The 13,109-nt window shown below is 38.3% G+C and carries 10 protein-coding genes; 4 read left to right on the top strand and 6 right to left on the bottom strand.

Annotation, left to right across the window (positions count from 1 at the left end; all coding sequences use genetic code 11):
* The 4 genes from NW212_RS14645 to NW212_RS14630 form a co-directional block, all read left to right on the top strand.
* The coding region (locus NW212_RS14645; protein ID WP_258339361.1) for a hypothetical protein at positions 1 to 655 on the top strand (655 nt) is incomplete at its 5' end.
* A gap of 25 nt (positions 656 to 680) precedes the next feature.
* Positions 681 to 1,859: a DUF6361 family protein gene (locus tag NW212_RS14640; protein WP_258339360.1), complete on the top strand. Its 1,179-nt coding sequence runs from the start codon at positions 681 to 683 to the stop codon at positions 1,857 to 1,859.
* Positions 1,852 to 3,636: a phospholipase D family protein gene (locus NW212_RS14635; RefSeq protein ID WP_258339359.1), complete on the top strand. Its 1,785-nt coding sequence runs from the start codon at positions 1,852 to 1,854 to the stop codon at positions 3,634 to 3,636. The genes NW212_RS14640 and NW212_RS14635 overlap by 8 nt, the downstream gene beginning before the upstream one ends.
* On the top strand, positions 3,633 to 6,590 hold the full coding sequence (locus tag NW212_RS14630) for a DEAD/DEAH box helicase (protein WP_258339358.1): 2,958 nt from the start codon (positions 3,633 to 3,635) through the stop codon (positions 6,588 to 6,590). The genes NW212_RS14635 and NW212_RS14630 overlap by 4 nt, the downstream gene beginning before the upstream one ends.
* Positions 6,591 to 6,742: 152 nt before the next feature.
* Here NW212_RS14630 and NW212_RS14625 read toward each other — a convergent pair whose 3' ends face one another.
* The 6 genes from NW212_RS14625 to NW212_RS14600 form a co-directional block, all read right to left on the bottom strand.
* The gene (locus NW212_RS14625) at positions 6,743 to 7,525 is read right to left on the bottom strand and encodes a UPF0489 family protein (RefSeq protein WP_182830337.1); all 783 of its coding nucleotides are present in this window, start codon (positions 7,523 to 7,525) and stop codon (positions 6,743 to 6,745) included.
* A 39-nt stretch (positions 7,526 to 7,564) separates the two neighbouring features.
* Positions 7,565 to 9,058: a type II toxin-antitoxin system HipA family toxin gene (locus tag NW212_RS14620; RefSeq protein WP_258339357.1), complete on the bottom strand. Its 1,494-nt coding sequence runs from the start codon at positions 9,056 to 9,058 to the stop codon at positions 7,565 to 7,567.
* A gap of 8 nt (positions 9,059 to 9,066) precedes the next feature.
* A complete protein-coding gene (locus tag NW212_RS14615) occupies positions 9,067 to 9,375 on the bottom strand; it encodes a helix-turn-helix transcriptional regulator (RefSeq protein WP_007833400.1) in 309 nt (102 codons plus the stop codon).
* Positions 9,376 to 9,774: 399 nt separating this feature from the next.
* Complete coding sequence (locus NW212_RS14610) at positions 9,775 to 10,980, bottom strand: hypothetical protein (RefSeq protein ID WP_309148259.1); 1,206 nt, start codon at positions 10,978 to 10,980, stop codon at positions 9,775 to 9,777.
* Positions 10,981 to 10,988: 8 nt separating this feature from the next.
* Positions 10,989 to 11,759 (bottom strand): metallophosphoesterase, encoded by a 771-nt coding sequence (locus NW212_RS14605; RefSeq protein ID WP_258339356.1) that lies wholly within the window; start codon positions 11,757 to 11,759, stop codon positions 10,989 to 10,991.
* Between the two features lie 3 nt (positions 11,760 to 11,762).
* A complete protein-coding gene (locus NW212_RS14600) occupies positions 11,763 to 12,347 on the bottom strand; it encodes a metallophosphoesterase (protein WP_057099649.1) in 585 nt (194 codons plus the stop codon).
* Positions 12,348 to 13,109: the final 762 nt, after the last annotated feature.

Raw genomic sequence — 13,109 nt, 5'->3', positions numbered from 1 at the left:
AAAACTATATCATTCAACAAAAATCAGCAGACCGCCATTGTTTATATATTGTATTGAGGCGAATTTTAATTATCCTGTTGAGAATTCGAATAAAGCAATATGTATAAAAGTCAACGATAAAAATGACTTACAGGAATTCATTTATAAGAACATCGTAAAACTTTATAGGAACAGCAAGATTTGTTATCACAATATTAAAACACACAAACGAGAAAATAAGCCTGAAATGGATTTGCAAAGTACTTATAATATTGATGCTTTAAATGAAATAAATCAAGTTCCGGAACTTCCGTCTGATTATAAAGAAGATGTTATTCCCTTTTTAATGAAAGAATTCAACACTAGAAACATTTTTATAGAAAGATATAATAATGAAGTAATTGCCTTAAAGCCTTTATACAATAATTGCGAGAGAAGCGATATTAAAGAAAATGTTCTATTAAAAATATTCAATAACAATAAAGCAATATGCCCTATTTATATTCAAATATGTTTTAATAATGAGTCTCCTATTAAGGATATGCCAACTATTGTATTAAGACTTGATTTATATGATAAATGGAAAGAATCAAAACACCAAGAATGTTTGCTGATAAAAGAAGGTAAAAATGGAGAGTTTTATAAAATAGACCATCTTTACAAGAAAAATAATTAGATTTGTAACACAAATTAGCAATTTTATGAAATTAGGATATATACACAGCAACAGAGAAGAGCAAACCCGAGTCATGCAAGTACTGAAAATGACTTCGGAATCTGTAGCTCTCGATGAACTCGGCATTGGCCGTATCCGTGATGCTTTTGCAGACCGTATGTTTCCCGGAATATCTACCCTGCAAAAGCACATGAAGTATTTCTCGCTCATGCCACAACTCTATCGTAAGGCTACAGAAAAACGATATAACCGTTTATCGGAGGTGAAAGCGGAAATTATCCGTCTGGAACGGATCATGACAAAAAATCTATACGATGGCAGTGCGGACAAACGAGGTATCACAGGAAGTGAGATGATTGGTAAAAGTGGAAACAATTATGTAAAATATGATCCGGCATACATCTACAATTCCGGATTACAGACTTTTGGAATCTTACGTAGTCCACAGTTATATGAACTAATCTACTCAACTTCAAAGGCATTACACAATGCTCCTAAAGTGACCAAGACGGATAATGAAGATACAAATGACGATGTGGATGAGAAGTCCGGCCTGTTCCAGTTCTGCTCTTTTCCTAATGTAGATTATGATTTTACCCAGAAATGTACATTAGATCTGACCGTAGAGGATAAAGACTTTATTGTGGATCACATTCTGAACGCAGAAGCATGTCAAGGTACCTTATTACGTTACATCGTGGATAATCCTGACTTTGCAATAGCCGATAGTTTTGAACAGATTCCCTTCCGTCATTTGCCACAGGAGATTGGAGAATTGCAAGATTTGGCCCGACGCTTCGCAGATTTCATATATATGGTGCACATCCGCTATAACTATATATATTCGCAATACCAGGATGAAGAAATGCGAATCGAATTTCAAGAAAAACTTGAAGAATACCGGAATAGTGGTACGAACATAGACAAAGTGCTGAATGCTGTAAGCATACGGGAAAACAGTGGGAAATGGTTCTGCAAAGAAGTTGCGGAACGCATTGCAGCCAATGACATTGAAGAAGATGGTGGTTTTGATCAGTTGATTATCAACCGGGAACGAAGAGTAAAAGGGAATCGAAGAAAAATTGGAAATCCAGCATATATTTATAATAAAAGGAATCGCATACACTACTATAAACTCACCTACCGATGGGAAACGGTAAAAACCTTTACCGAGGAATTAAGAAAGGAGGCTATCAATGGCTGATGTATTATGGAATGATATTATCTATACTGATGTGTTGCAAAGCGATGGCTTTGTAATTGATTATGCGGTTTGTACTACCTATAGTCTGGACATGCCTTCCTTGTTATCAGTGCCCTTTATGTTGGGCACAATGACCGACCTGACAGAAACAGCCATGCGCTCTCCTCACCTGATACTGGAGACCATCAATAAATCAGCTGGTAAGTTTGCCGTTTTCTGCAATGCCGGATGTGTGGCAGTACCGCAAGCCAACTCCAAAGTGTATTCACTATTGGAGCAGAGCGTTGTACAAGTAACACTGCAAGCAAAGGGGGGCGGTTTCATCAATTTTCATCCTAAGGTATGGATTATCAAAGAAACGAACCCGGACACCGGTGCTCAGCAAATCAAACTAATTGTCCTTTCCCGTAATCTTACCGGTTCCAATGACTTGGACGTGGTATGTGAACTTATTGGTAAAATCGGTACCAAACCGGCTACTCGGAAAGCACAAGTCAAACATACACCGCTTGTGGACTTTCTCACATGGTTAATCGCAAAAGCCGACAACCGTACTATCCGTAAAAATATGCGTTCTATCTGTAAGGACATCGACTACATTGAACAATTTGACCTTACCGATTCTCCTTTTGAAGATTACGAGTTTTTCCCTATGGGGATACCTGGATATGATGGATATACAAAGTGCTTTGAACAAAGTATGCTGAATCATGCGGCAGAAATGCTGGTCATCTCCCCCTTCGTGGACAAGAATACTTTGAATCAGATGGTCAGTTGCAATCCTAGTGCTAAAAAGACACTCATCACACGACATGCTTCAGTTACACAAGAGGTTATAAACTTGTTTAATGACGGTGTTTACACTCCCAAGGAAGTACTGACCGATAAGGTGGAAAAAGATGTGTCTGTCGACTTGCACGAGAAAGTGTATTTCATACGCCGAAACGAGGGCAACGTCAGCTATAACCATCTGTATCTTGGTTCTACCAATGCCACCATGAATGGATTCAGACGGAATGTGGAGTTTTTACTGCACCTGAAGTTTGCTCCCTATAAATCTTCGTATGAAAAATACCGGAGTGAACTGATAAACAACAGCAAGGAATGTATGTTCGAGCAGGTTCTTTCGGTACCAGAGGAAGACTCTGAGAAAGAGGATGTCACTAACGAATTGATGCTGCGTCGTGCAATTTCGGCCATTCAGCAGGCACAAATTACATCTAATGACGGAAACTATACCATCACCATACAATGCCAGTCTAACAGAATGCCTTCGGAGCCTGTTTTTCTTTATCCTTTAGGATGTGACGGCAAGGAACAAGTATTAGCTGACGGGCTGACATTTAAAGATATGGCACTGGATTCATTAACAGAATTTTACACGATACGGATTGGAGATTTGCGTCGTCTGATAAAAATACAGACGGAGGGAATGCCAACCGATGAGCGAGACAAAGCAATATTCCGTTACTTTATCAATACGAAAGGAAAGTTCATCAACTATCTGGCATTCATGCTAACTGATGAGGTGGAACAGTATATATTGGAAAGCCAACAACTGGAAAAGGAGCTGGCCAATGACAAGGCATCCTCTTTGGAACAGCAAATTAGTACCTCACTTTATGAAGACATGGTGAAAATGGCCTATAAAGACCCTGACCGCATCGCTTCTATCCGGCGAATCGTAGAGAAAGCAGACGAGACAGTCATTCCAGACCATTTCATGGAGATGTACAACACATTTGAAAACGTTATTAAACAAGTAAAACGCTTATGAGTCAGGAAGTAAAGGATTTTCAGCGTGCTACGGCAGATCGCATTCTGCATATCTATAAAAATTTAGGTCATCGAAGGGTATTGCTAGCCGACGAAGTGGGATTAGGCAAGACGTTCGTGGCCAAACAAGTCATCAACCTAGTTCGTGAATGGCACAAGCAGGAGAAAGATGACTTCTTTAAGGTGGTTTATATCTGTTCGAATGCCAACATAGCCGATCAAAACATAGAGAAATTAGGGGTTGAAAATCGGATGAGCATCAGCGAGAGCCGTCTGTCAATGCAGCATCTTTATATCAAATTGGCTGAGAAACGGATTGCAGAACAGCATGAGCAGGGAGAAATGCCTGAATCAATCATTCCGCTGACTCCTTCCACTTCCTTCCGTTTTTACAGTGCACAAGGAACAGCCAATGAACGTGCCTTGATGTATAATATTTTATGCGGACTGGATCAAGTCAAAGATTATAAGGAAGTTATCAGTGATTTTCTTAGCTGTAATGTTAAAAACTGGCAGGAGCTTACGAACATTTATAACGAAAAAATCAATGGATGCGGAGATGATTATCTTTGTGAGATGCATAGTAAGTTACAGACGAGATTGTCGGATACTATTACAAATCAATTGATTGAGTACGCACAAAATGGTTGCGATAATCGTCAGAGGGCAGACATGATCAATAAGCTACGTCGTATTTTCGCAGAAATCAGTATTGACATGCTCGATCCTGACCTGGTTATCATGGATGAGTTTCAACGCTTCAATTCGTTGCTTGAACAAGGTGATGACGAGCAATCCATGCTGGCCAACAAATTCTTTGACAACGAGCGTTCCAATACGAAGATTCTGTTACTTTCTGCTACGCCCTATAAACCTTATTCCACCCTTGAAGAGTTAAATACAAATGGGAATGACGAGCACTATCAGGACTTTATGAAAGTAATGGATTTTCTATATGCCACAAAAGATAAAATGGACCGGTTCAAGTTGATATGGCACACATATTCTGCTGCACTCAAACGTACAAATGTGGTTGATTTAACACCGCTTGTGGTAACCAAGAATGAAGCAGAAGAAGCACTGTATGGAGTGATGTGCCGCACGGAACGGTTTAATAGTGGCATTATAGACGATTCCCGTGTATGTGACGTACAGGTCGTGCCGGAAGATATCCTTTCGTTTGCAGAGGGGCAGTATCTGATGGATTGTCTAAATCAAGAAAATACGAAAGTGCGCTTGGGTAATCTCCCCATGGAATACGTCAAATCTTCACCTTATTTGTTGTCCTTTATGGATAAATACGAACTGAAGAAACGAATTGCTTCGGCATTACAACACTCAGACGTAAAAAGATATGGAAAAAAGGACGCATTGCTTCTATCGAAGTATGCCATCAATAATTATCGTCCCATTCCTGCTGCTAATGGAAAATTAAAGTATCTTCACGACCTAGTATTTGGTACACATCACGAGAAGAAAACACAGTTGTTGCTTTGGGTTCCTGCCTCTAATCCATACTATAAAGCCGGAGGTGTATTTGAGAGTAACGAAGCCCGCAGTTTCTCCAAGATTATCCTATTCTCTTCATGGGAAATGGTACCGAGAATGATTTCCATCATGATGTCATATTATTCGGAGTTATATACTTTGGGAGAGTTAAAGAAGGTAGAAGCAGAGATACGCTATACGTCTCAAAAGAAGAACCGTTATGGCGAGAATCGTTTAAGAGCCGACGGATTATTAGAGTATCCTTGCCAAACCCTATCCGGTCTTTTCTCTCCTACCACATTTTATGGAGAGAAACTTTCCTCAATCCGGAAAATCATAAAACAGAGAATTCAAGAAGAATTTGCACAGAATACTATCATAAGTAGTATTCCACAACAAGGGCGAAACAACGCCAAACTTATTCTTACTCTCATGAAAATACTGGATGGAAAGCCAGTAGAAGATTTGAACGACTTGTATGTGCCTTCAAATGCATTGGATGTGATGACAGATATTGCCATCGCTTCACCAGCTGTATGTGCTTATCGGCAATCCGGCAATGAAGAAGATGCCCAAATGGTGGCTAAAGCAATCGTCTCAGTATTCAACAAACCTGAAAGTGCAGCTGTGATAGACCTGATGTATAACAAAAAGAACGATGATGATTATTACGAATCTGTTCTTGATTACTGTGTGGTAGGTAACCTGCAGGCTGTACTTGATGAATATGCCCACATGACACAAACAAAGATGTTGGGACATACTGTTACGGTGGCTATTATTGGCACAAGCAATCTTAGCATAGATACAACCGATTCATTGGGAATGGAAGAAAAGAAACAACTTATGCGTTGTCATTTTGCTATTCCATTCATTGATAAAACGGTCACTGACAAATCTGTAGCTCGTACCACTAATATTCGTAAGGCTTTCAATTCTCCTTTCCGTCCGTTCCTGCTTTCAACAACATCAATAGGTCAGGAAGGCCTTGATTTTCATTGGTATGCCAGAAAGATTGTTCACTGGAATCTACCCTCAAATCCTGTAGATCTAGAGCAACGGGAAGGCCGTATCAATCGTTTTAAGTGCCTGGCTATTCGCAGAAATGTGGTAAAATTGTATGGCAGTGAAACTTATCATACTTGGGATGAACTGTTTTCTCTGGCTTATTCGAATTTGAAAGGCACACATTCGGATATTGTTCCTTATTGGTGCCTTCCTGTCGCAGATCTGACGGAAGAACAACGGGCAAAATTGGAATACATTGAGCGTATTGTTCCGCTTTACCCGCTTAGCCGCGATCGATATAAGTACGAACGTCTTATCAAGGTGCTTGCTTTGTATCGCATGACACTGGGGCAGCCACGTCAGGAAGAACTGTTGAACCTTTTGAGAAATATGCATCTTTCGGATGAACAGCTCAAAGAACTGACAATTGATTTGTGTCCATATAATAAAAGAGAATGATTATAGACAGAAACTTTCGAAATACTCAAAATTTTAGGACTTCACATTTATATCAGATAAAGTACACCCAAAAGCTAGGCAACAAATTTTTGGGTGTACTCCATGCAATAAAAATTTCAATTATTCTATTTAATGAACTATAAATAGAATAATTATAATCTCATTTCGAGAGAAAGGCGTTCTGCTATATAATTATAGACCCTTATAGAATTGTCCCAACCATTGCAGCATTCAGGACTGAGAGCAATAGTAAGTACTGCTATTTTTTCTCTTTCTTTTACGATTTGGTTACATATAGCTTCTATATATTCATCAGTAAATAATTGTAACTTATCATTAAAAAAATAGTCAATATCAAGATTTACAATCCATAATCTTTCTTCATTATTACTAATTTGCTCTTCCAATGTTTGACTCAAATCATAACAATTGATATTTATCGGATGAATTGGGACATCTTGAACTCCTTTATCTGGATCAAAATAGCTATCATATGATTGAACATTTGTTACACTACTTCTTTCACCTGATACAAAATCATGACATGCATAAATTTCTTTCTTGAACCAATGTGGAAATACTGATTTCATGTGAAGAATATAGTTATCCCATCTTATAACTTTCAAAGGAGGTAAAATAACTTGAGGGGGTTGATTATAATGCAACGAAGTATATTCATCAAGTGAAATTTTTCTATCTTCTGAAAATAATTTTTGTACAATATCATGAGAGTCATTAGCTAGATCATCATGCTGATCAATATGACAAAAGTTATATTCTTTATGTTGATCCAAAGTGTTATACCAACACCAACCTGCAGCAAGATGATTATCCATTATGTAAGTACAACCTTCTTGATAAAGAATATTTAATACACTTGAAAGAGACTCCGATTTTTTAAAATTCTTATTCTTTATATGCCAAATATGTTCCATAAGTTTACACATAAAAATATTAAACAAAAGATATTAAATCTATAATCTAAAATACTTTTCAACCATATCCTTGAGCTGATCCGATGACAGATTTGCTATGCCCATTGATTCAATAAGTGAAAACTCTTCTTTATTCTTACCAATAATAAACTTACGTTCATGACCGTCTATTTCAGCAAGCAAATGGAAATTTCCCTTATACGACTGCTCCATACGGATATTCTTTACAGTATGTCCGTTTATGACAAATTCGCATATTTCAGGAGCCATTTCCTCTAACTCTCCCCATGATTTCAGACGGTCAACTATAGTATTTTCAACACGTCTTATCCACTGTTCCGCAACACCATATTTAGTGGCGACCGTACGAAATTGTTTTATGGCACTAACTATATCACGTATGATTGCATCAGGCCTACGTATTCCATTATCTTTAGCAAATTGAATAACATCATCCCGTGTTATATCCCTAAGTTTTGCCCTAATATACATGCAATGATCTTCATTAGGCAAGAATCCTCCATTGTCAAATATATAAGTTACATCGTATGCAGGAGACAGACGCCAAGTACCGTCCTCACTCATAACGAATGAAAAATTCTTATTGTGATCATCTGTATTGTTTGCCAATACATTAAAGACCATCCTGCGGAATACCTCATAACAGTCTGTTTCCGGCAGATGGAGCCTCCGGCATACTGTAATCAATTGTTCGTAACTGTCCGCATCGGGGCTAATTGCGGCCAAAGTTTGTGTATGAATCTTTTTCCCATTATTACGGTCAAAACGTTTTGTCATGAAATGATTATTCCCGTCCACCTGATAGAGTTTTGAAGGCATCATATTTATCCCTGCCATTGTAGCAAGTTCATAGTAAGACATCTCCAATTCAGCCGAGCTGTATTGCGAATTTCCAAATTTGACCAGATAGTAATCAAATTCCTCTAATCCGGAAATCTGCCCGCTACGGACCTCACCATTCTTTCGATTAATGGCAACAATGGCTTTAGGTTGACGACCACCGGCTGAAGTACCAACCGTAAGTAATGATTGCATCGTTACCGACTCTTCGGGTAGGATTCTGGCATTTTCTCTTTCTGAGAATATACGTTCTGCTAAATTTGCCAATGATTTGATATCTATTTTTTCAGCCTTACGCTCTCTTGAAACCTCAGGAAAAAATTCCAAAGCTCCCATTCCACGCTTTCCTATAAATGAGAGTTTGTCAAGAGGAGTAATATCTGCGTTTGACAAGTGATTCTGTTGGCGCCATAATTCAAAAAGTTGATTACCCCATGAGTCAGGCAATGAATCTGCTAAAAAAGCCGGTAATTTTTGATAAATCTTGGCCTCTTCTCCCCATACAGGTGTAAGTCCTCTCGCTCCATCAACTGGTGCAGCTAATGGAGAAATGTTAAGACCTTTCTTCAAGAAGGCCGGATTATACATAAAATAGGATAACCTGCGTCCAGCATCCCATGCCAATCTACCAATTTCCTCACCCCAAAGGATTACTTTTAACGACTGTACCATAATTTATACTATTTAGAGTGTCTGACACGCTGTACTTTTTTATCATCCTTACGCATCAGGTAAGGAGATTCAGGCAATTCTGGGAGAAGATTATCTATAGTATTAATCTGTCCGACCACTTTCAGCAACACAATAAATGTTGACAATGAAATATTGCCAGCTGTACCATTCTCGAATTTGTGGATGGTTGTAAGTCCAATACCGGATTGCTCAGAAACATCTTTCTGAGTGAGATTGCAACGAATTCTATATTCTTTAAATCTGTTACCTAATAGCCTTACAAGCTCAGGCGTGGAGTATTCATAGAAATCTACCATATAAACCGTATTTATATATCATTATAATGATAGTTACATATATTTTTAAGCATTAATCTTCACTATTATGAAGATTATAAATACAAAACTATGTAATTTCTGAGAATAAAACTAATTTTTCTTAGAAAACTTATCGTCAAATCATAGTGATTAATTGTAAATTCTATATTTTGTATTTGTTATATGTCTAATTTCGCTATTTCTCTCTTGAAATTTTGATTGCAAAAAGATGGCTTATCAACCACGCATAAACATGGAGATAAGCCATCTTTTAACTACGACGCTCCATTAAGAAATAAGCTCTACACGCTTCTCAGGCTCCCATTCGGTATGAGAAATAATATCATGATATTGCTCCAAAGTAAGAAAAGAATTCTTCTCGTCAGAACATTCATACTCCTAAGGAAGCTCATAGACGGTACCTTCTTCCTGATATCCCATATAGTTATGGTATGAATCAGGAACCAGTCGGACAAAATCCTCTTCCTTCAGAATACTCAGAAGTTTCTCAGCATCGTAAATATGTAATGGAGCATCAGCCTTATACAGGGAGACAGCCACCTCCATAGCCAATCCGACATTGGATGAATAACTGTTAGAAACAACAATCTTCCATCCCTGATGTTGAACATTTGAAGCTAAGATATTCAAACGTGAAAGCCCAAGTTCACCGTAATGATCCGTTGCAAACCGTATGAAATCCTCCTGGCTGTCGACGTTATAAAGGTTCTCCACATCCACATACTTCATATACTTGTAGTAAGCCACATCCGAGATTTTTTGGAGATCTCTTTTTGAATCCTTATTGATACGTCCACCGATATCCCGTTTCTTATGATAAGCCTTATAAGCTTCATTAGCAATACGATAAAATTTACAATACTTTCGTATGGTCATAGTCTCTATAGGAGACAAAGAACACCCTTGTATTGAGTCCTCTAAAGCCTTAACTGTCATTTCACGGTCCTCTACATCAATCCTAAGACTCGGAACTATGCGAACCAGGTTCTTTCTGGAAATCCTACCTGTACGTTGTTGGTATGGCAGATTGTTTGCTACATACTCATTAAACCCGTCGGAATCTGCTATAATAACACCAATCATAAGATTCAAAAAGTCGAAAAAACGTGTAAGGTTCTCCTTGCAACAAACATCATCGAACTCCTTTTCATTATACGAGGAGCGGTTAGAAATAACAAAGTGGGTAAATTTCCGGTCGGTAACATGAATCGACCGGTTATTCCCGTGTTTTCTTGAGGTTATATAGAACCAGCGCGTTTCCATCGGATTGAACGCAAGCCAGTCCGACAGATATGCATCCATGCTGCTGTATTCTCCCGAAGCAATCAGTTCATCTGCATTACCCCAATCTTCTGGTGTTGGCCGAGGCACCTCTATATAAAATCCACGACACTCTTCATCGCCAATCACGGCAAGACGCTCAAACTGTCGCTGAGTCTCAATCATCCTTTCCAGTAAATTTCCTTCCACAACAATTTCCCAATGATGATTTTCGCCTAATGCTTCCAGATCTAATGTAGTCAGACCAACTTCCTTAGCCAAATCGCAAAGGTATTTTCTATCTATGACTTTTCTTTCATTCATCGCTGTACTCATTTAATTTCAATAAACTTGCCCGATTCAAATCCATTCATCAGATGCTCATTTGCAAAAATATATCCCATTTGGTTAGAGATTACCCTGGTCCCTCCTATTTCCGTATCAATATTGGTATGCGAATGTCCATATATCCATGCATCAATCCAACTATTGGCGATTAAATTATCATACTCACTTGCAAATGCACTGTTCAGAACAGATTCTCTATGGTGCGCTGCTACTACTTGGGGTGTAGGCAAATGATGTGTGACCACCACAATATGGTTTGCTGTGCTCTCTTCGATGTTTTTCCGAATAAAGTCAATACTGATCTCGTGCATCCGGTTGAATTCCTCCACTTGCAGCAGCTTCCCGCCAAACTTAATCTGACGGAAGTCGTTCATACCTTTCCATACAAAATATTCATCATTCGGATTGATATGCGACCAAAGCGTACTCAGTATAAAGTCCGTATCATCGATGCGGACAGCCTGATTCTGATAGTAACCCACATTCTCCCGCAACATCCACTTCCATTGAAAACCGCGTTCCATCACATCCGAATAGTTATAGTATTCATGATTACCAGGAACAATCAATACCTGACGGTAATTTTTGGATGCCCACTTCCAAAAATTCATAACTGGAGCAGTCTTATCCTTGAGATAGAAAATATCTCCTGCCAGCACCAGTACATCACCTGTTACAGGCAATTCATTATATCTCAGATATCTGCTATTCTCCTGAAATTCGAGATGCAAATCACTCATATATTGTATTCTCATTTATTAGTCTCCTTCCTTTGATTGTTCTATCTGTTTCTCTATTATCATCTTTACCTGTTCAAATGAAACCGGTGTGAAATTATTGTTATCCACACCTACATCATACTGAGTCGGGAAAAGCATTTTCAACCGCGGAACATCCTTTCCGGTGTTATGCCTGCTGGTATGTACATGCCCGAAGAGTTGCCATGTATCACTGTAAGCTCCTCCATAACAAAGGAAGGGACAATGATTCAGATAAATTTTCTGTTTATCAACTTCAATATGCATCTGCATCGTTATCTGTTCAAAGTACTTCGTATAATTCTGCCTGAGATTCTTTATATCGTGATTGCCGGCTATAAGATATATTTTCCCATTCAACCTATTTAGTACATTTATCCATTCGGCAGAACCTCCCAAACAAAAGTCTCCCAAATGAAATATTATATCATCAGGGCCAACCACGCTGTTCCAGTTGGCTATTATCGTTTCATTCATGTGGGCCACATCTTTGAAGGGCCTGTTGCAGAACCGGATGATATTGGTATGGTTAAAGTGCGTGTCAGATGTAAAGAACACCCTGCTTCCATCAAATTTATAATTCATAATTTTGTTCATTTATGCGCATCACTGCGCGGTTAATAATACATTGTATTTTGCCCATGGACGGAATTGACGGAGAAGGACGCATCGAGCGGATGTCACCAAAAGGCATAAAGAAAAAGCCGTCGAAAAGTTTTAATCAGGACTTTCCGACGGCTTTCTGTTATCATTATCAGAGGGTTATCAGCATCATTGTACCCTCAATAATATACATAAAGATCGTTGGAAAGTGTATTTGTATTTATTCAATAATTCAATGCTTGATGCATTAACATACGACACACGCTCAAAGCATTTTGTGCTTCGATATAATGTATTTGCAGGTATGTTCATTCTATTATGTTGCATCGTTGTTATATATAAATTATATTGCAAAGTTACGAATATTATTGAGAATCAATAAATTCTTATATATAAAAATGAAAAGTCACACATTAAAATACCAGTACTTTATCTATTTTCAATATCCTACCGCTTGCTACATCTATCAATTTATACAGCAGTCGTCGGGGGCCATCAGTCCTATCTATTTCTTTGTAGATGGCAATATGTATTTTTCACAATAGACCATCTTATCATGCCCCATATTAACTTTAATTCACCTCGTTGTTCTCTGAAATATCAGGTAAAAATATCTGACTCACTAATTATCCATTGTTTACAGAATATCCGATTAATTTACAGTAACTTTCGCTACCACCAGAAGTAAGATAGACAAAGACCTCGGGATAACAGTAAATATTCAGATTCCCTATTTCGTCTTTG

The sequence above is a fragment of the Bacteroides sp. ET225 genome, assembly GCF_024733745.1.
Lineage (GTDB): Bacteria > Bacteroidota > Bacteroidia > Bacteroidales > Bacteroidaceae > Phocaeicola > Phocaeicola excrementipullorum.
The sequence above is the reverse complement of the archived record's forward strand: the minus strand, read 5'-3'. Positions and strand labels throughout refer to the sequence as shown.

Excerpts from the sequence above, each read along its gene's own strand:
- NW212_RS14635 (WP_258339359.1), top strand. The coding sequence starts at position 1,852 with ATGGCTGATGTATTATGGAATGATATTATCTATACTGATGTGTTGCAA.
- NW212_RS14600 (WP_057099649.1), bottom strand. The coding sequence starts at position 12,347 with ATGAATTATAAATTTGATGGAAGCAGGGTGTTCTTTACATCTGACACG.
- NW212_RS14625 (WP_182830337.1), bottom strand. The coding sequence starts at position 7,525 with ATGGAACATATTTGGCATATAAAGAATAAGAATTTTAAAAAATCGGAG.
- NW212_RS14605 (WP_258339356.1), bottom strand. The coding sequence starts at position 11,759 with ATGAGAATACAATATATGAGTGATTTGCATCTCGAATTTCAGGAGAAT.
- NW212_RS14630 (WP_258339358.1), top strand. The coding sequence starts at position 3,633 with ATGAGTCAGGAAGTAAAGGATTTTCAGCGTGCTACGGCAGATCGCATT.
- NW212_RS14640 (WP_258339360.1), top strand. The coding sequence starts at position 681 with ATGAAATTAGGATATATACACAGCAACAGAGAAGAGCAAACCCGAGTC.
- NW212_RS14610 (WP_309148259.1), bottom strand. The coding sequence starts at position 10,980 with ATGAATGAAAGAAAAGTCATAGATAGAAAATACCTTTGCGATTTGGCT.
- NW212_RS14615 (WP_007833400.1), bottom strand. The coding sequence starts at position 9,375 with ATGGTAGATTTCTATGAATACTCCACGCCTGAGCTTGTAAGGCTATTA.
- NW212_RS14620 (WP_258339357.1), bottom strand. The coding sequence starts at position 9,058 with ATGGTACAGTCGTTAAAAGTAATCCTTTGGGGTGAGGAAATTGGTAGA.